Below are 21,638 nucleotides of genomic sequence, written 5' to 3'. Positions count from 1 at the left end.
GCCGGTCAGATCGCCACCGCCAGCGGCGGCATGGCGATCACCTCCTCGTCGTCCGGCCCGTAGTCGCGCCACATGAGCAGCGCGAACGGGGCCGGGGCATCGAGCACAGTCAGCGGCGCGTGCCAGGTGCCCGGTGCCAGCGTGATGCCCTGTCCCGGCGCGGGCAGAAAGGCTTCCGCCGCCGCGAGGTCCGGCCCGCCCTCGGCCGTGCCCGGCGCCACCACGATCACCCAGCGCGCGGGCGCCATGGGCACGAAGCTCTGGGAGGTGAAGACGTGCCGCTCGATCACGCTAACCGCCACCGGCTGAGGCACCGGTGCGGCGAGGATGAGGGAGAGGCTCGCGGGCACACCCGGCCGCAGGTTCGCGAGACCGGTGTCGAACGAGGTGCGCACACCCACCGTTTCGGGCACGGCGAACACCTCGCCATAGGGCGCGAAGGCCTCCGCCGTCAGCGGGCGCGGAACGAGAGGCGTCACGCGCCGCCGCCCGCCACCGCGAGCACCGCGTGCAGCAGCACGTTGGCGCCGGCGGCGCACTCCTCCGGCTTGGCGGATTCCAGCTCGTTGTGGCTCACGCCGTCCTTGCAGGGCACGAAGATCATGGCCGTGGGGACCACTGTGGCGAGGTGGAAGCTGTCATGCCCCGCGCCGGAGACGATGGGCCGGTGCGGCAGGCCGAGCCGGTCGGCGGCGGCGGCGATGGCACCGGTCATGGCCGGATCGAAATGGGTGGGTTCCTTGCGCCAGATGGTGTCGAGGTGAATCTCCACCTTCCGCCGCGCGGCGATCTCCTTCACCTGCGCCTGAAGTCCCTTGTCGAGGGCGTCGAGGATGGCGGCGTCGGGCGTGCGGAACTCGCCTGAAAAGGCGATCTCGCCGGGGATCACATTGCGCGAGGGCCGCGCGATCACGGCCTCGCCGACACTGCCCACCGCATTCGGCCCGTGCGCCTTGGCGAGGCTTTCGATGGCGAGCACGATCTCGGACAAGGCGGCGAGCGCATCCTTCCTCAGGTGCATGGGCGTGGAGCCCGTGTGGCTCTCGAAGCCGGTGATGCGGCCGTCGTACCAGATGATGCCCTGGCCGTGCTCCACCACGCCGATGGGAAGGCCCTCCGCCTCCAGGATCGGCCCCTGCTCGATGTGGAGTTCGAGGAAGCCCGAGAACTTCTGCGCGCCCACCGCCTCCGGCCCGCGATAGCCGATGGCATCCAGCGCCGCGCCGACGCTGATCCCATCCGCATCGGTCCGGGCGAGGATATCGGCGACCGGCAGGTCGGCCACGTAGCCCGCCGAGCCCATCATGGCCGGGGCGAAGCGGGAGCCTTCCTCGTTGGTCCAGTTGCAGACGCAGAGAGGCGCGTCGGTCTCGATGCCGGCGTCGTTGAGCGTGCGCACCACTTCCAGCGCCGCCATCACGCCCAGGATGCCGTCGAACTTGCCGCCGGTGGGCTGGGTGTCGAGGTGGGAGCCGATGCCGAGCGGCGGCTTCGTCATGTCCTTGCCCGGCCGCAGGGCGAACATGTTGCCGAGGCCGTCCACGCTCACGGTGCAGCCGGCCCCCTCGCAGGCGGCGCGGAACCAGTCGCGCACCTGCCGGTCTTCCTCGCTCAGCGTCAGGCGGCGCACGCCGCCTTTCTCGGTGCCGCCGAAGCGGGCGGTCTCGATGATGGTGCTCCAGAGGCGGTCGGCGTTGATCGTGAGGTTGGTGGCGGGCGCGGACATCAAGTCACCGGTACGGAAGTTTCAGCCAGAATGCAGCGCACGTCGCGACCGGGTCCGAGATGGACGTAGGGCGGCGGCGCGGCGGTGCAGCGCGGTTGGGCATAGGCACAGCGGGGGGCAAAGGAGCAGGCGACGGGCGCCTTGTCGAGGGAGGGCGGCGTGCCGGGGATCGTCTCCAGCCGCGCCCCGCGCGCCGCGCCGTGGACGGTGGAGGCGAGCAGCCCGCGCGGATAGGGATGTTCCGGCGTGCGCACGATCTCGCCCAGCGTGCCGGTCTCCACGATCTGGCCGGCATACATCACCGCCACCTTGTCGCAGATCTCGATGGCGACGCCGATGTCGTGGGTGACGAAGATCACCGACATGCCCATTTCCCGCTGCAGCTCGCGCAGCAGCAGCAGGATCTGGATCTGCACGGTGGCATCGAGCGCGGTGGTGGGCTCGTCCGCGAGCAGGATCTTGGGGCGGCAGGCCAAGGCGAGGGCGATCATGGCGCGCTGGCGCATGCCGCCGCTCATCTCGTGGGGATAGGCGTCCAGCCGGCGCTTGGCCGAGGGGATGCGCACCAGCTCAAGCATCTCCAGCGCGCGGGCGGTGGCATCGCGCTGGCTCAGGCCCTCGTGGCGCATCACGGATTCCGAGATCTGCCGGCCGATGGTGTAGACCGGGTCCAGCGCCAGAGCCGGCTCCTGAAAGATCATGGAAACGGTGCGACCGCGGAAGTCGGAGAGGGTAGCGTCGTCCATGGCGAGCACGTCCTGCCCTGCCACATGCACGCTGCCGGAGATCACCGAACGCCGCTTGGGCAGCAGGCGCATGAGCGCGCGCATGGTGACGCTCTTGCCCGAGCCGGACTCACCCAGCAGCCCCAGCACCTCGCCCTCGCCGAGGGAGAGGGACACGCCGTTCACCGCATGGACGGTGCGCTCGCCGGTGAAGCGGATGGTGAGGTCGCGGATGTCGACGAGGGGCTTTGCTGCCTCAGCCACGATTTTCGCGCCGGTCGCTTCGCTTGCAGCTTCGCTCATGCTTCCTCCGGCATCTGTTCGTGGAAGTCGGTCTCGCGCTGGAAGGCGGCGCCGATGCGGATCAGCGTCGCCTCGGCGAACGGGCGGCCGATCACTTGAAGCCCGACGGGCAGCCCCGTGCGGGTGAAGCCGCAGGGCAGGCTCACCGTGGGAAGGCCGAGATAGTTCACCGGCCGGGTGAAGCGGGTGATGCGCTGGATCATCGCTTCCGCGCCCGGCCCGCCGTCCGTGTCGGTTTCGGCGATGGTGGGGGCCGGCATGGGCGCAGTGGGCGCGAGCACCGCATCCACCTCCGCCACGGCGCCGAGATGCTCGGCCAGCGCCGGCCCGCGCCAGCGCAGCGCCTCCAGATAGGTCACTGCCGGGATGGCGAAGCCGTTTTCCAGCCGGGAGCGGATCTGCGGGCCATAGTCCTGCGGGCGTTCCAGAAGCCACGCCTTGTGGCTGGCGGAGGCCTCGCAGTTCAGCACCACCTGCGAGGCGCCGGAGAGCTTCGTCTGGTCGGGCAGCGAGACCGTGACGATGCGCGCGCCGCCGCGCTTCAGGGTGGCGATGGTCTCGTCCAGCACGCGGGCGACCTCGGGGTCGAGATCGTCCACATAGAAGGCATCCGGGATGCCGATGGTGAGGCCCTTCAGGCGACCCTCGGCGGCGGCGAGATAGTCCGGCACCGGGGCGGTGGCGGTGGTGGGGTCCAGCGGGTCGTGCCCGGCCATGAGGCTGAGCAGGATGGCGCAATCCTCCACCGTGCGGGCCAGCGGGCCGATGGTGTCGAGGGAGAAGGAGAGCGGCATGGCGCCGTAGCGGCTCACGAGCCCCACGGTCGTCTTCAGCCCGGTGACGCCGCAGAAATGGGCGGGCATCCGGATGGAGCCGCCGGTGTCCGAGCCGAGCGCGCCGTAGGTGAGCCGCGCCGCCACCGCCGCCCCCGAGCCGGAGGAGGAGCCACCCGTGACATGGGCGGTGTTCCACGGGTTTCGCGCCGCGCCGAAATGGGCGTTGTGGCCGGTGGGGCCGTAAGCGAATTCCACCATGTGAAGCGCGCCGAGCCGCACCGTGCCCGCCGCCTTGATGCGGGCGAGCGCGGTGGAATCGGTCGTCGCCACCTTTTCCCGCAGGATCTTTGAGCCGCAGGTGGAGACGCGGCCTTCCTCGTAGAACATGTCCTTGTGGGCGAGGGGCAGCCCGTGCAGCAAGCCCTTCTCCTCACCCTGCGCCAGTGCCGCGTCGGCTGCATCTGCGGCGGCCAGCGCTGCCTCCGGCTCGATGGCGATGAAGGCGTTGATGGCCGGCTGGAGCCTCGCGATGCGCGCGAGGCAGGCCTCCGTCGCCTCGCGGGAGGAGAGCACGCCGGCGCGGATGGCCATGGCGGCTTCCGCCAGCGTCATCAGCGCTGGATCGGCCGGGGCGCCGGCGGAGGGGCGGAGCGACAGGCTCATTTGCCGCCCTCCTTCGGCTCCGCACGGGGCCTTTGCACCGTGAGGAAGGTCGCAGGCTCCAGATCGAACGGCAGGGTGCCGGCCACGGTGGAGAAGGCGGCAAGGCCGGGCGAGATGCCGGCGGCGATCCGCGCAGCATCGGCGGCGGAGAGATCGAGCCCGGCGGCGCGGATGATGGCGGCGGCGTCTTCCGGCGAAAGATGCTGGCTCATGCGGCGACCTCCGTCGCGGCGGGCGCGCGGCTGTGGCCGGAGCCCGGGATCACCATGTGGCAGGCGGCGAGATGGGCGTCCGGCGCCGTATCGCCCGGCGTCGCCGGAGAGAGCGCCGGGCCGATGCGCCCGCACACCTCTTCCGCAAAGGAACAGCGGGTGTGGAAGCGGCAGCCGGCGGGCGGATCGATGGGGTTTGGCGGATCGCCCGATAAGGGCGGCGTCTCGGTCCGCTTGTCCGGATCAAGGGCCGGCATGGCGGCGAGCAGCGCGCGCGTATAGGGGTGGGCGGGGGCCTCCCACACCGCATCCACGGGACCCACCTCCACCACCTGCCCGAGATACATCACCAGGACGCGGTCGGAGATGTAGCGGACCACGTTGAGATCGTGGCTGATGAAGACATAGGTCAGGCCGAACTCGCGCTTGAGGTCGGTCAGCAGGTTCAGCACCTGCGCTTCCACCGACTTGTCCAGCGCCGAGACCGCCTCGTCGAGAATGACGAGCCGCGGCTTCAGCGCGAGGGCGCGGGCGATGTTCACGCGCTGGCGCTGGCCGCCGGAGACCTCGTGGGGATAGCGGTTCGCGAAAACCTCGGGCCGCAGGCCCACCTTGCCCATCAGCTCGCGGGCGAGCGCCCGCGCCTCCTTGTCGGCGATGCCGTGGACCTTGGGGCCGAAGGCGATGCTCTCCTCGATGGTGAGGCGCGGGTTCAGGGACGCATAGCTGTCCTGGAACACCATCTGCATCCCGCGCCGGAACTCGCGCATGGACAGGCTGTAGCCGACGACCTGCCCGTCGAAGAGGATTTCGCCTGATGTGCGCGGCATCAGGTGCATCAGCAGGCGCGCGGTAGTGGACTTGCCGCAGCCCGACTCGCCCACGATGCCCAGCGTCTCGCCCTTGGCGACGGCGAAGGACACGTCGTCCACCGCCCGCACCGTCTTCTTCTCGGCGAACAGGCCGCCACCGATGGGGAAATGCTTGGTGAGGCTTTTGACGGCGAGCAGCGGCTGGGCCGGTCCGCCGAGATCCTCAAGAGGTTCGATGGTGCTCAATTGCGGATGTCCATGGCGCTGCGCAGCCCGTCGCTGAGCATGTTGAAGCAGATGGAGACGGCGAAGATCATCACGCCCGGCAGCGCCGCGACGCCCGGATTGACATAGATGGCTGTGCGCAGAGTGTTCAGCATCAGGCCCCATTCGGGCTCCGGCGGCCGCGTGCCGAGGCCGAGGAAGGAGAGGCCCGCCGCGAGGATCATGGAAACGGAGATGAGGCCCGTCGCATAGACGAAGATCGGCCCCAGCACATTGCCCAGCATGTGGACGCGCATGATGGTGAGTGCCGAGGCGCCGGACGCCCGCGCCGCATCCACGAAGTCCAGCGAGCGCACCGAGGTGGTGACGCTCTCCGCCACGCGGGTGATCTGCGGCACGAACACCACGGTGAGCGAGACGATGGAATTGACGATGCCGGCCCCGAGCACGCCCGAGATGGCGATGGCCAGCAGCACCGACGGGAAGGCGTAGAACACGTCGATCGTACGCATGATGAGCGTGTTGACCTTGCCGCCGAGATAGCCCGCCAGCAGGCCGAGGCTGGTGCCGATGCCGAAGGCGAGGATCACCGGCAGGATGCCGATGAGCAGCGAGAGCCGCCCGCCATAGACGAGGCGGGAGAGCATGTCGCGGCCGAGTTCGTCGCTGCCCAGCGGATAGTTGGGCGTGCCGATGGGGCGCAGTCTTCTGATCATGGAGCCCTGATAGGGATCGGCGAGGCCGAGCCAGGGGGCGAAGATGGCGGCGAGCACGATGAGGAGGAGGATGGCCGCGCAGGCCATGCTCACCTTGTCGCGGGAAAGGCGGCGGGCGACCGTCGCCCAATAGCCGCGGGCCTTCTCGACGGGGGCCGCCTCGAGGGCGGCGTCGCTTGTGGCGGTCACGCTCAGGCCCTCTTGATGCGCGGGTCGATCGCCGCCTGGGCGATGTCCACCACGAGGTTGAGGAAGACGAAGAACAGCGCCAGCACGAGGATCGTGCCCTGCAAGAGGGGCAAGTCGCGCTGGAAGATGGCGGAGTTCAAAAGGAAGCCCGTGCCCGGCCAGGAGAACACCGTCTCGATGAGGATCGAGCCGCCGAGCAGGTAGCCGAGTTGCAGGCCCATCACGGCGATGGCCGTGGGCAAAGCGTTCTTCACCACGTGGCGGAACACCTGTGTTTCGCGCAGTCCCTTGGAGCGCAGCGCCTCCACGAAATCCTGCGAGAGGATGTCGCCGGTGAGCGCCCGCACCGTGCGCGTCACGATGCCCATGGGGATCACCGACATGGTGACGGCCGGCAGGATGAGGAAGCGCAGGTGCTCCCAGTTCCACGCCCAGCCGCCCGGCCCCATGCCCACGGCGGGCAGCCAGTTGAGCCACACCGAGAAGATGATGACGAGCACCATGCCCAGCCAGTAGTGGGGCACGGAGACGCCGGCCACCGCGATGGAGGTGGCGAGCTTGTCCACCCAGGTGTTGCGGAAGTAGCCGGCAATCAGGCCGAAGAAGGCGCCCAGCACGAAGCCGATGAAGGCCGCCGTCACCGCGAGGATGAAGGTGTTGCCCACCGCCGCCGTCACTTCGCTCAGCACCGGCCGCCCGGTGGCGATGGAGGTGCCGAGATTGCCGTGCAGCGCCTTCCAGACCCAGATGCCGAACTGCACCGGCAGGGGCTGGTCGAAGCCGTAGGCCGCGCGCATCTGCGCCGCGAGCTCGGCGGAGGCATCCGGCGGCAGCACCGCCACCAGCGGATCGCCGGGGGTGATGTGGACCAGCAGGAAGCACACCAGCGCCACCGAGACGACGATGGGGATCACATAGACGATGCGCCGCAGGATATAGAGGAGCACGGGGCCACCTTGCTTGTGTCGGAAGAGCGCGGGGCGGCGGCTCCGCGCTTAGGTCTTTCGCTGCCGTCATCCCCCGGCTTGTCCGGGGGAACCACCGTGCCACCGGAGAAGCCTCCCCAGGTCTGCCCCGGCCGCCCCGTGGATGCCCCGGACAAGCCGGGGCATGACGGTTCTTCGCCTTCACCCCTCTCCCGCAAGGGGCGAAGGGCATCACCTCACTGCCCGATGGACACCGGCGAGAAGTCCACGAACCAGCTCTTGGGCTGCACGAAGCCCTTGATCTTCGGGCTCAGTGCGCGCGGACCCACGTCATGGGCGACCCACAGGAAGGCGGCATCGTCCACCGAGGCGGCGTGCAGTTCGGCGAGGGCGGCGTCGCGGGCGGCGGGATCGAAGGCGTTGCGCGCTTTCTTCACCAGCTCGTCAAACTTCGGGTTGTTGATGTAGCCCCAGTTGTTGGACACCGGCGGCGCCATGCCGGACTGGAGGAAGCGCACCATGGCGAAGAAGGGGTCCATGGCCGCATAGGTGATGTTCACCGCGTTGGAGCCATTGGCGGAGGGGTCCTTCGCGCCCTTGCGCCAGTTAGTGAACAGGGTGTTCCACTCGATGACATCGAGCTTCACGTCGAAATAGCACTCGGCCAGCGCCTGCTGCAGGTATTCATTCATGGGCAGCGGCAGCATCTGGCCCGAGCCGGAGGCCGACGTCTGCGTTGTCACCGTCAGCTTCTTGTCGGGGCCGAAGCCGGCCTCCTTCATCAGCTTCTGGCCTTCCTTCACATCATACTTGATCTGGAAGGTCGGGTTGCCGCGCCAGGGGTGGCCGGGCTCCACCGTGCCGGTGGCGGGCGCCATCAGGCCGCCGAGCAATCCCTCCTTCATGCCTTCGCGGTCGATGCACAGGTTCGCCGCCTTGCGCACTCGGATGTCGTTCCAGGGCGAGCCCTCGATGCGGGAGAACTGCCAGGGCCAGACGTGCGGCTGCTCGTTCGCCTCGATCTTGAAGCCGCGCGACTTGAGCTGCGGCAGGGCGTCGGGCGCAGGGGCCTCGATCCAGTCCACCTGCCCGGCGAGGAGGGCGGCGGTGCGGGCGTTGGCCTCGGGCATGGGCAGGAGCACCATGCGGTCGGTCTTGGGGATGCGGTTCTTGTCCCAGTAGGCGGCGTTCTTCACCAGCTCCAGCCGCTCGCGCGGCACGAAGGCGGCCATCTTCCACGGGCCGGTGCCGGAGGCACTGCGGGCGAAGATGGTCCAGGCCGCGGCGGCCTTCGCCTTGGCGTCGGCGCCCTCCGCCGTCTCATAGAGCTTCTGCCAGTGGGCGGGGCTCGCCATGAACAGGTTGGTGAGGTTGTAGGGCAGGAAGGAGTCGGGCTCGGCGGTGGTCAGCTCCACCGTCAGGTCGTCGATCTTCTTCGCCGAACGCAGGGTCGGCATGCGCGAGGCGGTGACGCCCACCTGGCTGGCATCGAACTGGGGTGCCTCCTTGTTGAGCACCTTGTCCACGTTCCACACCACGGCATCGGCGTTGAACGGCGAGCCGTCATGGAAGGTCACGCCGGGGCGCAGCTTGAAGATCCACTTGGTCTTGTCCTGATCGTCCACCTTCCACTCGGTGGCGAGGCCGGGAACGAGGACGCTGGGCTTGGTGGCCGAGGACAGGTCCCACAGCACCAGCGCGTCATACATGGTGAGGCCGGTGAAGCGGTTGCCCTCGAAACCCTGATCGGGCTGGCCGAGGGTGCGCGGAATATCGGCCGCCGTCATGCCGATGCGCAGGGTGGTCTCCGCAGCGGCAAACCCCGGTGCCAGAAGGGCCGGCACGGCGAAGGCGCCGCCCGTGGCCATAAGAAAGGCGGCCGTCCTCAGGAGGCGGCGGGCCGGGCTGTTGCGCAGATGGGTGATGGGCATCGTCGAGTCCTCTTCGGCGGATGCCCATGCTGGCTAGCAACCCCTGTGCCATGCGGTCGGAGCCGTCCCGATCCTTTATGCCGCTAGGGAATGGAAGGGACAGTTTATCGTTAAATCATCGATGAATTGCATATATGCCCACCAATTAGGCATGTCGGGTCGGGCGCATGCTTTTTGGGTCGAAAGACGACCCTGCCGCTTTTCACGGCGGCGCCCCGATGCTTCCTTTGGGGCGGGCATGGGGAGGGCGCTTTGAAGATTCTGGTCCTGAATGCGAACACCAGCGCGGCCGTCACAGACCGGATGGTGGCGGCCCTCCAGCGTCGCGCGCCGGCGGGAGTCGAACTTGCCGGCGTCACCGCCACCTTCGGCGAGCCCTATGTCACCACACGCCAATCCGCGGCCGTGGCCGGCCATGCGGCTCTCGATGCGGCAGCGGCGGCGGTGGCGCAGGAGGCGCAGGAGGGACGTCCGCCGTTCGATTCCGCCCTCTATGCGTGCTTCGGCGAGCCGGGCCTTGAGGCGCTGCGGGGCACCTTCACCTTCCCCTTTGCCGGCATGGCCGAGGCGAGCATCCTCGCCGCGCTCCAGCTGGGCGAGCGGTTCTCCATCGTCGTGCCCCACGGCGAATGGCCCGCCATGCTGCGCGAGCTGATGCGCCGGACCCATCTGGACGGGCGCTGCGCAGGCATCGCCATGGTCCCCGGCGACGCCCTCGGCCTGTCCGCACGCCACGCGGATGGTTCCTCGGACAAGACCTGGGCCGTGGCCCGGGTGGTGGAGGAGACCATCGCGGCGCAGGCGCCGGACGTGGTGATCCTCGGCGGGGCGGCGCTGGCCGGCTATGCGGCGGAGATCGAGGTTGCGGCGCCGGTGCCCATCATCGATTCCCTCGAAGCCGGCTTCGAGCAGGCGCTCGCCCTCGCGCGGCTCGGCCCGTGCCGCAGGGAGAGGGGCTGAAGAACAGCGGGGGCTTGGCCTTGTCGGGCGTTTTATGTCGTGCCGCACCGGGCGGACTGCTATAGGCGGCGGGCCGGCGCCTCCGCGCGACCGGCGCCCGTCCCGCGCGAGGGGCGGCTGCCGCAGCGAGTTCCCCCTTGATCGTCGATCCGCTTTTCTATGCCGCCGCCGTTCCCGCCACCATCGTGGTGGGGCTCTCCAAGGGCGGCTTCACCGGCCTGTCGGTGCTGGGCCAACCCATCTTGGCGCTGGTGATGTCGCCCATCCAGGCTGCCGCCATCATCCTGCCGGTGCTCATCGTGCAGGACGTGGTCAGCCTCTACGCCTACTGGCGCCGCTGGAGCCGCAAGGAACTGCTGCGGACCCTTCCGGGCGCCGTCGCGGGCATCATTCTCGGCTATCTGCTCGCGGCCTCGGTGTCCGATGCGGCGGTGGCCTTCGGCATCGGCGTGCTTTCGGTGGCGGAAGCGGCGCGCGCCTTCCTGTCGCGACGGCTGAAGCGCGAACCCGGTGTGGCGGGGCCGGTCTCGGGCGTGGTGTGGAGCGTGGTCTCCGGCTTCACCAGCATGATCGCCAACGCGGGTGGCCCGCCGCTGATGATCTACCTGCTGCGGCGGCCGCTGCCCGTGCAGCAGTTCGCGGCGACGGCCACCGCCTTCTTCGCGGTGGTGAACTGGGTGAAGCTGCCGTTCTTCCTCGCGCTGGGGCAGGTCTCATTCGAGAACCTCGCCACCTCGGCCGTGCTGTTTCCCATCGCCGTGGTATCGACCATGGCCGGCGTCTGGCTGGTGCGGCGGGTCTCGCCGGCCCGCTTCTTCGGCCTCGTCTATACGATCCTCGCCGTGGTCGGCCTGAAGCTGATCTATGACGGGGTGACGCACTTCTGAGCGTACGTCCCCCATCGGGGCCGCTCAGGTCAGCGGCACCGGCATCAGCCCCTCAAGCGCCGGGCGCGCCTTGAGCCGCCCGTACCATGCGGCGAGGTTGGGCAGCTCCGGCCGTTCCAGCCCGGTCCCGTCCAGCGGCATGTTGAACCAGCGGTGGGCGCAGCAGGCGAGGGGGATGTCGGCCACGGTGAGGCGATCGCCCACCAGATGATCGCGGCCGACGAGCGCCGCGTCCACGATCGCCAGCGCCGTGCCGAGATTGGCGAAGGCGGGGGCGAGGGCCTTCGGATCGCGCTTGTCCGGCGCGGTGCGCACGATGCCCCAGGTCAGCGCGCTCAGCGGCGCGGCGACGGTGCCGAGCTGGAAATCCATCCAGCGCCCCGCCTCGGCCTGCGCCTGGAGATCGGCGGGCATCAGCGTGCCGAGCCCGTGGCGGGTGGCGAGATAGCGCACGATGGCGTTGGATTCCCACAGCACGAAGCCGTCATCCTCGATCACCGGCACCCGTCCGACGGGGTTCTTCGCCCGGAATTCGGCCGTATCCACCACGCCGAAGGCACCGCCGGCCTCGATCCGCTCGAAGGGCAGGCCGAGCTCCCGCACGGTCCAGATCACCTTCTCCACGTTCACCGAATTGATGCGGCCCCAGACCTTGAGCATGTGGTGTCCTTCCCTCGTGCGGGGCGCTTCTAGCGCCGTTCGCCGGCGGGCGCGAGCCAGGAGTGCGAGCCATGGGTACGAGCCATGGGTGCGAGCCTCAAGCGTTTCCGGCGAATGCTTTCGACTTCGCCACAATGGGATGCGAGGATGACGGCACGGAAAGACCATGGCCCGCATCTTCGCCTTCCTCGTCGTCTTCATTTCGCTGCTCGGCGCGGCGCCCTGGCTTGTGCCGGTGGCAAAGGAGAGCGCGAAGCTCATCGCTGCCCGCGACGATCCCGCCGCCCTCGCCGCCCTCGGCCTCAAGGGCTTCACGGGGGAGGACGCGACGCGCGCCATCGAGGCCGCATTGGCGGAGGACGACACGGCGCTCGCCACCTCCTATCTCGCTTTGGCCGATGCCCGGCACCTCGCAATTCCCCCGGAGCTGCGCAAACAGGTGGAAGCAGCCAATGGCGCGGGCGCGCAGGCGCTGCATTCCGCCAAGGCGTTCGGCCTGGGCTTCCTCACCGGCCAGCCCACAGACCTCGCCGGCCTCGCGGGGGCGGCGACCAGCGACCTCATGGTCTGGGGCGACATCCGCGACGCCGGCCGCGAGGGTCTGAAAATGGCGCGCGGCGAGGAGCCGGACCAGCTCATTCTCGGCCTGTCGGCGGTGGGCATCGCGGTGACGGCCGGCACCTACGCCACCGTGGGCGCGAGCCTGCCGGTGCGCGTGGGCATCTCGCTGGTGAAGGTGGCGAAGCGCACGGGCCGCCTTTCCGCCGGCCTGCTGCGCAGCTTCACCCGTGCCGCACGGGAGAGCGTGGACTTTGTGGCCCTGCGCCGCCTCCTGTCCGGCACGACGGCGGTGGACGGGGCGGCGGTGAAGAGCGTGGTGCGCACCGATCACCTCGCCACCCTCACGCGCATGCTGGACGATACCGCCCGCATCGAGACCAAGGCCGGGACCCGCGCCGCGCTGGAAGGGCTGAAGGTGGCCGAGGGCGGACGCGACCTCTCCCGCGTCGCCCGGCTCGCCGATGCCAAGGGCGTGCAAACCCTTGCCATCCTGAAGACGCTGGGGCGCGGGGCCATCGCCATCACCAGCCTGCTGTTCCACCTCATCTGGTGGGGCTTCCTCGCGGTTTTCTATCTCTTCGCGCTGGTGTCGAGCTTCAATTCCTTCTGCGTCGCCTGCGCCCGGCGGACGTGGCGGCGCAAGCGGCGCCGGCGGGAGCCTTACGGCGGAACGTTGCGCGGAAAACAGTTCGTGCGGCGCGCTCCGCCCGTTGTACCCACAGCGGAGGTCGCGATTCCGGCCCCGGCCGCCGCCGATGTCATCGCCGCCGCGACGCGGGACGTGCTCGCGGCCACGGAGGCGGTGCGCGCGCTGGGACAGGACGAGACCGGCGGGGAGTTGGCAGGCGGGGAGGGACCTTCTAGTTTCCCGGCCCGCGCGCCCGACCGGCGTGAGCCCCCGCCTGTTCTTGTTCCCCGCGAAGGTCCCTCATGCCCCACTTCTCCTCCGACGGTGTCGATATCGCCTATCTCGACCAGGGTGCCGGCGAGCCGGTCCTCCTGATCCACGGCTTCGCCTCCACCAAGGAGATCAACTGGGTCGGTCCCTCCTGGACCAAGACGCTCACCGAGGCCGGGTACCGCGTCATCGCCTTCGACCATCGCGGCCATGGGGAATCCGAGAAGCTCTACGATCCCGCGCTCTACGACACCCGCCTGATGGCGGAGGATGCCCACAACCTGCTGCGGCACCTCGGCCTCGAGCGGGCGGACGTGATCGGCTATTCCATGGGCGCTCGGGTCGCCGCCCAGATGGCGCTGCATTTCCCCCACGCCGTGCGCTCGGCCATCTTCGGGGGCCTTGGCATCCATCTCGTGGAAGGCGCTGGCCTGCCGCAGACGGTGGCGGACGCGCTGGAGGCGCCGAGCCTCGATGACGTCAAGGACGCCATGGGGCGCATGTTCCGCGCCTTCGCCGATGCAAACAAGGCGGACCTCAAGGCCCTCGCCGCCTGCATCCGCGGCTCCCGGCAGGTGCTGACGCGGGAGGAGGTGGGGCGTATCTACCAGCCGGTGATGGTGGCCATCGGCACCCGCGACACGGTTGCCGGCGCAGCCGCGCCGCTGGTGGCGCTGCTCCCGGACGGCACACAGCTCGACATCCCCAACCGTGACCACAATCCCGCCGTGGGCGACAAGGTGTTCAAGCAGGGCGCTCTCGACTTCCTGAAGGCGCGCCCCTGACGCCGGCCGGCGGGAACCTCTCGCCTTGCCGCAGCATGTGCTAGAACAGGGGCAAGTTTGATCCCCGAGGAGGCAGAGATGCCGCAATTGCCGATGGTTTCACAGGCGCCGGTTTCGCAGGTTCCGGAGATCGCCGGGCCGCGCGTGACGCGCCTTGGCACCGAGCGCTGGCACGATGTGGTGGACCCGGTGTGGGCGCGCCTGCGCAACGAAGCCGAGGAGGCCGCCGAGCGCGAGCCGCTGCTCGCCGGCTTCTTCACCAGCGCCATCCTCGGCCAGCCAAGCCTCGAAGCGGTGATCGGCGAGCGCATCGCCGCCCGCCTCGGCGATACCGACCTCCCGGGCTCGGCCATCCGCGCCGCCTGGCTCGATGCGGTGGCCCGCGACAAAGACATCCCCCAGGCCCTGCGCGCCGACGTGATGGCGGTGGTGGACCGTGATCCCGCCGCCGACCGCACGCTGGAGCCGGTGCTCTATTTCAAGGGCTTCCACGCCATCCAGTCGCACCGGCTGGCGCACTCCCTGTGGAACAACGGCCACAAGGACTTTGCGCTCTACCTCCAGAGCCGCGCCTCGTCCGTCTTCGCCGTGGACATCCATCCGCAGGTGCCCATGGGCCGCGGCGTGTTCTTCGACCATGCCACCGGCATCGTCGTCGGCGCGACGGCGGTGATCGAGGATGACGTCTCCATCCTCCAGGGCGTGACGCTGGGCGGCACCGGCAAGGAGAGCGGCGACCGCCATCCCAAGATTCGGCGCGGCGTGCTCATCGGCGCCGGCGCCAAGGTATTGGGCAACATCGAGGTCGGCCGCTGCGCCCGTGTCGCCGCCGGTTCGGTGGTGCTGAAGCCGGTGCCGCGCAACTCAACCGTGGCCGGCATCCCGGCCAAGGTGGTGGGCGAGGCCGGCTGCGCCGAGCCCTCGCGCTCCATGGACCAGATGTTCGAGGACAACATCTGGTCCGGTGCGGACATCTGACCCGGCCGGCTTGAACGCGCGCCCGATGGCGGCCATAAGGCGGCCATCCGCTCTCAGGAGGACACCCCTTGGACAAGACCGAGATCGAGCAGGTGCAGCGTTATATGCGGAACCTCTTCAACAATCCGCAAATTAACGTGGCGGCCCGCGCGAAGCCGAAGGGCAGCGCCGAGGTGTTCCTCGGCGAGGAAGCCATCGGCACTCTGGACAAGGACGAGGAGGACGGCGAGCTTTCCTATCATTTCCGCATGCCGGTTCTCGATAAAGACGCTCCGAGCTACCTCCGCACCAAGTTCGGCAACCCGAAGTTCAAAGTGGTCGCCTTCGCCAAGTCCAAGGACACGGCCGAGGTCTATCTCGGCGATGATGCCATCGGCACCCTCACCAAGGACGAGGAAAAGGGGAAGGCCACGCAGAACTTCCGCATGGCTATCTTCGAGACCGACCTCGAGTGAGCGCTCGGTAAGGGTTTCTGACGCAAACCCCCAGGTCCTTTTTCCGCAGCTCTGCCCCTTTTGCCGCCGTCGCCCTCCGGCTTGACCGGAGGGCCTATCGAGCGGCCGGGCGCCCCTGCGGGGGAGAGATGGGTCCTCCGGTCGAGCCGGAGGACGACGGCTTGATATATAGCTCCCACCATCCTGCTTGCGCCTTGGCCCGAACGCGCTACACCTCTGGCATATTGAATCCAGAGGGGAGGGCGCCGTGGCGCTGCTGGAGGTCTCCGGGGAGCGGTTCAGGGTGGAGGTGACGGGGCCGGAGGGCGCGCCGCCGCTCATCCTCTCCCATTCCCTCGGCTGCACGCTCGGCATGTGGGACGAGGTGGCGCCGCTGTTCGCGAGCCGCCGCCTCATCCGCTACGACGCCCGCGGCCATGGCGAGAGCGCGGCGCCCGACCAAGTCTATTCCATGGGCGATCTCGGCCGCGACGTGCTGGCGCTCATGGACCGGCTCAACCTCGACACCGCCGATTTCTGTGGCTTGTCGCTCGGCGGCATGGTGGGCCAGTGGCTGGCGCTGAACGCGCCGCAGCGCCTCACCCGCCTCATCCTGTCCAACACCACCGCCCATGCCGGCCCGGCGCGCTTCTGGGATCACCGCATCAAGGCGGTGCGCAAGGACGGCACCGGGCCCATCGCCGATTCCGTCATCGACAGCTGGTTCACGCCCGAGTTCAAGGCCCAGCGTCCGGCGCGGGTGGCGGAGGTGCGGGCGATGGTAACGGGCACGAAGCCCTCCGGCTACATGGGCACCAGTGCCGCCATGCGTGACATGGATTTCCGCACGGACGTGGCGCGCATTTCGACCCAGACGCTGGTCATCGTCTCCGACGGCGACCGCTCGACGCCGCCGGCCTGGGGCGAGGCCATCGCCGCCGCCATTCCGGGCGCCAGACTGGCGCGCCTGCCGGGCGGGCACCTCTCTGCCATCGAGCAGCCGGAGGCGTTTGCAAGGACCGTTTCCGCCTTTCTGGGATAGCCGTGCGCTCACGCCGCGCCGGTCCCGCGTGACATCGCCCCTCGCTTGTGGAAGATGCCGCGCGAATGCGTGGAGGCGCGGCATGGCATCCTTTCAGAGCGGTCACGGCCACGATCACGACGACCACGATCACGATCATGAACACGGTCGCCATGATCACGCCGGCCACTCCCATGCCCACGGTGGCCACGGTCATTCCCACGCCCCGCCCGACTCGCTCCGGGCCTTCGCCATTGGCGCGGGGCTGAACCTCGGCTTCGTCATCATCGAGGCGGGGTTCGGCTTCATGTCCGGCTCGCTCGCGCTGCTGGCGGATGCGGGGCACAATCTCTCGGACGTGCTCGGCCTGCTGCTCGCCTGGGGCGCAGCGTGGCTGTCGCGCCGGGCGCCGACGCCGAAGCGCACCTACGGCTACGGCCGCTCCTCCATCCTCGCCGCACTCGCCAATGCGACGCTGCTGCTGGTGGCCACCGGCGGCATCATTCTGGAAGCCTTCGGCCGCATCGCCGACCCCGAACCCATCCAGACCGGCATCGTCATGGTGGTGGCGCTGGTGGGCGTCGGCGTGAACATCGGCACGGCGCTGCTGTTCATGGCCGGGCGCAAGGGCGATCTGAACGTGCGCGGCGCCTTCGTCCACATGGTGGCCGATGGCGCGATCTCGCTCGGCGTGGTGATCGCCGGCGCGGTGATCGCGCTGACCGGCTGGCTGTGGCTGGACCCGGTGGTGTCGCTGGCGATCTCCGTCGCGATCATCGCCGGCACATGGGGGCTGCTGAAGGACAGCGTGAACCTCGCCATGGACATGGTGCCGGAGGGGATCGACGCCGAGGCGGTGGAGGCCTATCTCGCAGCGCGGCCGGGGGTGAGCGAGGTCCACGACCTGCACATCTGGGGCCTCAGCACCACCTCGGTGGCGCTCAGCGCCCATCTGGTGCGGCCCGGGGCCGACCTCGACGACGATTTCCTGTCGGAGACGTGCGAAGGATTGAAGGCCCGTTTCGGCATTATCCACCCGGTGCTCCAGGTGGAGGAGGGGCGCATGAAGTGCGCCCTCGCGCCGAAGGACGTGGTGTAGGGATCAGGCTGCCTTCGGCGCCTGCAATCCTTCCAGTGCCTCGCGGGCGATGGGCAGAAGGCCCTCGCCGCCATGGGCCACATGCTCGGCGATCTTGGTGCGCATGCGCGGGTCCCAGAACTTCCGGATGTGGGTGCGCGTCGCCTCGACCGCCGCCTCGTGCTTCTGCGCGGCGAAGGCGGTGGCGATCTGGTTGGCCATGTAGACCAGCTTCTCGGTGGAGTTATGCGACATGGTCCCGTTCCGATGACGCGGGCGCGATGCGCCCGGGATGGGTGAAAATCTCGAAGCCGTCATCGCGCACGATGGCGGCAAGGGTGATGCCCGCCGCGTCCGCCGTGCGGATGGCGAGCGAAGTCGGGGCGGACACCGCGGCGATGACGCCGACGCCCAGCACCGCCGCCTTCTGCACCATCTCGATGGAGACACGGCTGGTGAGCAGGAGGAGGCCGCGCGCGGTGTCGAAACCGGCGTCGGCTGCCATGCCGACGAGCTTGTCGAGGGCATTGTGGCGGCCCACGTCCTCCGCCAGAGCGAGGATGCCGCGGCCGGGCTCGAAATAGGCGGCGGCATGCACCGCGCGGGTTTCGCGGTTCAGCGCCTGAAGCGGGCCAAGGGTGGCCATGGCACCCAGCACCACGTCCGGCGCGAAGACGGATGTCGCGGTGACATGGGCGGCCGGCTTAACCGCCTCCGCCAGGCTCTCCACGCCGCACAGGCCGCAGCCGGTGGGACCCGCCAGCGCGCGGCGCCGAGCGGAGAGATGCTTCATCTTCTCCTCGGCGATCCACATGCGCGCCTCGATGCCCTCATCGACGACGATCACGTCGCGGGAGAGGATTTCCTCCTTCGCCGCGACGATGCCTTCGGTGAGCGCGAAGCCCAGCGCAAAGGCAGCGATGTCGGTGGGGCTCGCCATCATCACCGCATGGGTGGTGCCGTTGAAGGTGAGGGCCACCGGCACTTCCTCCGGCACCGCCCGGGTGCCGGAAGAGAGCGCGCCGTCCCTCAACTGCACGCGCTCCACCCGCCGCGCCGGAGGGGGCGCGGGGAGATCGGAGGGGAGCGGGCAGGCGGGCTCGTCGGTCATCGTTTCATCTAGATGGGGGCACCTGAGGACGGCTGGAAGGGGCAGTTCAGCCAAGGCTCCCCTCTCCCCTTGCGGGAGAGGGGTTGGGGGTGAGGGGGGCAGGGCCTATCCGTCCGGCACCAGCTTAAGCGGCGGAATACCCCTCACCCCGGCCCTCTCCCGCAAGGGGAGAGGGGGCGCGAACGTTTAGGGCGGCCATCAGCCGGAGGCGGACGCCCCCGCCCCTCACTCCGCCGCGATGCGGCGGCTCTTGCGGCTGAGGTCTTCGTATTCCTCCTGCCACTGGGTCGGGCCGTTGGAAGGCGAGATCTGCACCGCCGTCACCTTGTATTCCGGGCAGTTGGTAGCCCAGTCGGAATAGTCGGTGGTCACCACGTTGGCCTGGGTGACCGGGTGATGGAAGGTGGTGTAGACGACGCCCGGCGCCACGCGATCCGAGATCACCGCGCGCAGCGAGGTGGAGCCGGCGCGGCTGTCCAGCTTCACGAAATCGCCGTCGCGGATGCCCCGCAGCTCGGCGTCGTGGGGATGGACCTCAAGCACGTCCTCGGCGTGCCAGACGACGTTCTCGGTGCGCCGGGTCTGGGCGCCCACGTTGTACTGGCTGAGGATGCGGCCGGTGGTGAGCAGCAGCGGGAAGCGCGGCCCGGTCTTCTCGTCGGTGGGCACATACTCGGTGAGCATGAACTTGCCCTTGCCGCGCACGAAGCCGCCGATGTGCATGATGGGGGTGCCTTCCGGCGCCTTCTCGTTGCAGGGCCACTGCACCGAGCCCATCTCGTCGAGCAGCTTGTAGTTCACGCCGGCGAACGAGGGGGTCAGCGCCGCGATCTCGTCCATGATCTCGCCGGGGTGGCTGTAGTTCATGGGGAAGCCCAGCGCGTTCGACAGCATCTGGGTGACTTCCCAGTCCGCATAGCCGTTCTTCGGGGCCATCACCTTGCGGATGCGCTGGATGCGGCGCTCGGCATTGGTGAAGGTGCCGTCCTTCTCGAGGAAGGAGCAGCCCGGCAGGAAGACGTGGGCGTAGTTGGCGGTCTCGTTCAGGAACAGGTCCTGCACCACCAGGCACTCCAGCGCGGCAAGGCCGGCGGAGACGTGCTTGGTGTCCGGGTCGGACTGGAGGATGTCCTCGCCCTGCACATACATGCCCTTGTAGGTGCCTTCCACGGCCGCATCGAACATGTTCGGGATGCGCAGGCCCGGCTCATCGTCGAGGCCGACACCCCACAGGGCCTCGAACGAGGCGCGGGTGGCGTCGTCCGAGATGTGGCGGTAGCCCGGCAGCTCGTGCGGGAACGAGCCCATGTCGCAGGAGCCCTGCACATTGTTTTGGCCGCGCAGAGGGTTCACGCCCACGCCGTTGCGGCCGATGTTGCCGGTGGCCATGGCGAGGTTGGCGATGGCGATGACGGTGGTCGAGCCCTGCGAATGCTCGGTCACGCCCAGGCCGTAATAGATCGCGCCGTTGCCGCCGGTGGCATAGAGGCGAGCCGCGCCGCGCACCGCCTCGGCCGACACGCCAGTGTACTTCTCAACCGCCTCGGGGGAGTGGCGCTCCTCGGCGACGAAGGCGGCCCATTCCTGGAACTCGTCCCAGTCGCAGCGCTCGCGCACGAACTGCTCGTTCACCAGCCCCTCGGTGACGATGACGTGGGCCATGGCCGTCACGATCGCCACGTTGGTGCCGGGGCGCAGCGGCAGGTGGTAGGCCGCCTCGATATGGGGCGAGCGGACCACGTCGGTGCGCCGCGGATCGATCACGATGAGCTTGGCACCCTGGCGCAGCCGCTTCTTGAGGCGCGAGCCGAACACCGGATGGCCGTCGGTCGGGTTGGCGCCGATGATGAGCACCACGTCGGTTTCTTCGACGCTGTCGAAGTCCTGGGTGCCGGCCGAGGTGCCGTAGGTCACGGAGAGGCCGTAGCCGGTGGGCGAATGGCAGACGCGGGCGCAGGTGTCCACGTTGTTGTTGCCGAAGCCGCCACGGATCAGCTTCTGGACGAGGTAGGTCTCCTCGTTGGTGCAGCGCGAGGAGGTGATGCCACCCACCGAGCGCTTGCCGTACTTCTCCTGGATGCGCTTGAACTCGGAGGCGGCGTAGGCGATCGCCTCCTCATAGCTCACTTCCTTCCACGGCTCGTGGATGGAGGAGCGGATCATGGGCTTGAGGATGCGGTCCTGGTGGACGGCATAGCCATAGGCGAAGCGGCCCTTGACGCAGGAATGGCCGCGGTTCGCCTTGCCATCCTTGTAGGGCACCATGCGCACCAGCTCGTCGCCGCGCATCTCTGCCTTGAAGGTGCAGCCGACGCCGCAATAGGCGCACGTCGTCACCACCGAGTGCTCGGGGGTGCCGATGTTGTACATGGCCTTCTCGTTCAGCGTCGCGGTCGGGCAGGACTGCACGCAGGCGCCGCAGGAGACGCACTCGGAGGTGAGGAAGCTCTCGTCCATGCCGGGCGAGACGCGGCTGTCGAAGCCACGGCCGGAGATGGTGAGCGCGAACGTGCCCTGCACTTCCTCGCAGGCGCGGACGCAGCGGTTGCAGACGATGCACTTCGACTTTTCATAGGTGAAGTAGGGGTTGGACTCGTCCTTGCCCAGCTTCGTGTGGTTCTCGCCCTCGTAGCCGTAGCGCACGTCGCGCAGGCCGACGACGCCGGCCATGTCCTGCAATTCGCAGTCGCCGTTGGCCGAGCAGGTCAGGCAGTCCAGCGGGTGGTCGGAGATGTAGAGCTCCATCACCCCCTTGCGGATCTTCTTGAGCCGCTCGGTCTGTGTCTTCACCACGATGCCGTCCGCCACCGGGGTGGTGCAGGAGGCGGGGGTGCCGTTGCGACCCTCGATCTCGACGAGGCACAGGCGGCAGGAGCCGAAGGCGTCGAGCATGTCGGTGGCGCAGAGCTTGGGGATCTGGTTCCCCACCTCCATCGCGGCGCGCATGATGGAGGTGCCTTCCGGCACCTGCACCTTCATGCCGTCGATGGTGAGCGTGACCAGCTTCTCCGACTTGGAAGCCGGCGTGCCGTAGTCGATTTCATGGACGAGCGACATGGGG

21 protein-coding genes are annotated in these 21,638 nt (G+C 68.9%); 8 read left to right on the top strand and 13 right to left on the bottom strand.

Annotated features, from left to right (window positions below; all coding sequences use genetic code 11):
• Positions 1–5 precede the first annotated feature (5 nt).
• The 9 genes from ACT54R_RS14455 to ACT54R_RS14415 all read right to left on the bottom strand — a co-directional run bounded on the left by ACT54R_RS14455 (position 6) and on the right by ACT54R_RS14415 (position 9,204).
• Entirely contained in the window at positions 6–479 is a 474-nt protein-coding gene (locus ACT54R_RS14455) for an ureidoglycolate lyase (RefSeq protein ID WP_476327391.1), read from the bottom strand.
• The gene (locus tag ACT54R_RS14450; protein ID WP_476327389.1) at positions 476–1,726 is read right to left on the bottom strand and encodes an allantoate amidohydrolase; all 1,251 of its coding nucleotides are present in this window, start codon (positions 1,724–1,726) and stop codon (positions 476–478) included. Before ACT54R_RS14450 ends, ACT54R_RS14455 begins: the two co-directional genes overlap by 4 nt.
• On the bottom strand, positions 1,726–2,754 hold the full coding sequence (locus tag ACT54R_RS14445) for an ABC transporter ATP-binding protein (protein WP_476327387.1): 1,029 nt from the start codon (positions 2,752–2,754) through the stop codon (positions 1,726–1,728). The genes ACT54R_RS14450 and ACT54R_RS14445 overlap by 1 nt, the downstream gene beginning before the upstream one ends.
• Positions 2,751–4,193: an amidase gene (locus tag ACT54R_RS14440; RefSeq protein WP_476327385.1), complete on the bottom strand. Its 1,443-nt coding sequence runs from the start codon at positions 4,191–4,193 to the stop codon at positions 2,751–2,753. The genes ACT54R_RS14445 and ACT54R_RS14440 overlap by 4 nt, the downstream gene beginning before the upstream one ends.
• Positions 4,190–4,405 (bottom strand): hypothetical protein, encoded by a 216-nt coding sequence (locus ACT54R_RS14435; protein WP_476327383.1) that lies wholly within the window; start codon positions 4,403–4,405, stop codon positions 4,190–4,192. Before ACT54R_RS14435 ends, ACT54R_RS14440 begins: the two co-directional genes overlap by 4 nt.
• Positions 4,402–5,463: an ABC transporter ATP-binding protein gene (locus ACT54R_RS14430; protein ID WP_476327381.1), complete on the bottom strand. Its 1,062-nt coding sequence runs from the start codon at positions 5,461–5,463 to the stop codon at positions 4,402–4,404. Before ACT54R_RS14430 ends, ACT54R_RS14435 begins: the two co-directional genes overlap by 4 nt.
• A complete protein-coding gene (locus ACT54R_RS14425) occupies positions 5,460–6,353 on the bottom strand; it encodes an ABC transporter permease (RefSeq protein WP_476329186.1) in 894 nt (297 codons plus the stop codon). The genes ACT54R_RS14430 and ACT54R_RS14425 overlap by 4 nt, the downstream gene beginning before the upstream one ends.
• Positions 6,350–7,294, bottom strand: a complete 945-nt coding sequence (locus ACT54R_RS14420; RefSeq protein WP_476327379.1) for an ABC transporter permease — start codon at positions 7,292–7,294, stop codon at positions 6,350–6,352. Before ACT54R_RS14420 ends, ACT54R_RS14425 begins: the two co-directional genes overlap by 4 nt.
• A 215-nt stretch (positions 7,295–7,509) precedes the next feature.
• Entirely contained in the window at positions 7,510–9,204 is a 1,695-nt protein-coding gene (locus tag ACT54R_RS14415) for an ABC transporter substrate-binding protein (RefSeq protein WP_476327377.1), read from the bottom strand.
• 252 nt (positions 9,205–9,456) lie between these two features.
• Here ACT54R_RS14415 and ACT54R_RS14410 point away from each other — a divergent pair, with 252 nt between their 5' ends.
• Together ACT54R_RS14410 and ACT54R_RS14405 are read left to right on the top strand one after the other, a co-directional pair.
• A complete protein-coding gene (locus tag ACT54R_RS14410) occupies positions 9,457–10,164 on the top strand; it encodes an aspartate/glutamate racemase family protein (protein ID WP_476327375.1) in 708 nt (235 codons plus the stop codon).
• Between the two features lie 137 nt (positions 10,165–10,301).
• Positions 10,302–11,051: a sulfite exporter TauE/SafE family protein gene (locus tag ACT54R_RS14405; protein WP_476327373.1), complete on the top strand. Its 750-nt coding sequence runs from the start codon at positions 10,302–10,304 to the stop codon at positions 11,049–11,051.
• A 24-nt stretch (positions 11,052–11,075) separates the two neighbouring features.
• On the opposite strand, the gene ACT54R_RS14400 is transcribed toward ACT54R_RS14405, so the two are convergent.
• Complete coding sequence (locus ACT54R_RS14400; protein ID WP_476327371.1) at positions 11,076–11,711, bottom strand: glutathione S-transferase family protein; 636 nt, start codon at positions 11,709–11,711, stop codon at positions 11,076–11,078.
• A gap of 166 nt (positions 11,712–11,877) precedes the next feature.
• Between ACT54R_RS14400 and ACT54R_RS14395 the strand changes: the two genes are divergently transcribed.
• The 6 genes from ACT54R_RS14395 (at position 11,878) to ACT54R_RS14370 (ending at position 17,487) form a co-directional block, all read left to right on the top strand.
• Positions 11,878–13,275, top strand: coding sequence for a hypothetical protein (locus ACT54R_RS14395; protein WP_476327369.1), 1,398 nt, complete (start codon positions 11,878–11,880; stop codon positions 13,273–13,275).
• Positions 13,203–13,955, top strand: a complete 753-nt coding sequence (locus ACT54R_RS14390; protein ID WP_476327367.1) for an alpha/beta fold hydrolase — start codon at positions 13,203–13,205, stop codon at positions 13,953–13,955. The genes ACT54R_RS14395 and ACT54R_RS14390 overlap by 73 nt, the downstream gene beginning before the upstream one ends.
• Positions 13,956–14,033: 78 nt before the next feature.
• Positions 14,034–14,933: a serine O-acetyltransferase gene (cysE, locus tag ACT54R_RS14385; protein WP_476327365.1), complete on the top strand. Its 900-nt coding sequence runs from the start codon at positions 14,034–14,036 to the stop codon at positions 14,931–14,933.
• A 68-nt stretch (positions 14,934–15,001) separates the two neighbouring features.
• A complete protein-coding gene (locus ACT54R_RS14380) occupies positions 15,002–15,388 on the top strand; it encodes a DUF3126 family protein (RefSeq protein ID WP_024279618.1) in 387 nt (128 codons plus the stop codon).
• A gap of 247 nt (positions 15,389–15,635) precedes the next feature.
• Positions 15,636–16,409, top strand: coding sequence for a 3-oxoadipate enol-lactonase (pcaD, locus tag ACT54R_RS14375; protein WP_476327363.1), 774 nt, complete (start codon positions 15,636–15,638; stop codon positions 16,407–16,409).
• An 82-nt stretch (positions 16,410–16,491) separates the two neighbouring features.
• Complete coding sequence (locus ACT54R_RS14370; protein ID WP_476327361.1) at positions 16,492–17,487, top strand: cation diffusion facilitator family transporter; 996 nt, start codon at positions 16,492–16,494, stop codon at positions 17,485–17,487.
• A gap of 3 nt (positions 17,488–17,490) precedes the next feature.
• Here the strand turns inward: ACT54R_RS14370 and ACT54R_RS14365 are convergent, their stop codons facing one another.
• From ACT54R_RS14365 to fdhF, 3 genes are all read right to left on the bottom strand, one after another.
• On the bottom strand, positions 17,491–17,721 hold the full coding sequence (locus tag ACT54R_RS14365; protein ID WP_168456475.1) for a formate dehydrogenase subunit delta: 231 nt from the start codon (positions 17,719–17,721) through the stop codon (positions 17,491–17,493).
• Entirely contained in the window at positions 17,711–18,577 is an 867-nt protein-coding gene (fdhD, locus tag ACT54R_RS14360) for a formate dehydrogenase accessory sulfurtransferase FdhD (protein ID WP_476327359.1), read from the bottom strand. The genes ACT54R_RS14365 and fdhD overlap by 11 nt, the downstream gene beginning before the upstream one ends.
• A gap of 225 nt (positions 18,578–18,802) precedes the next feature.
• Entirely contained in the window at positions 18,803–21,634 is a 2,832-nt protein-coding gene (gene fdhF, locus ACT54R_RS14355; protein WP_476327357.1) for a formate dehydrogenase subunit alpha, read from the bottom strand.
• Positions 21,635–21,638 lie beyond the last annotated feature (4 nt).

The sequence above is a fragment of the Xanthobacter sp. DMC47 genome (assembly GCF_056313845.1).
Note: the sequence above shows the minus strand (reverse complement) of the source record. Positions and strands in the feature narration are given on the sequence as shown.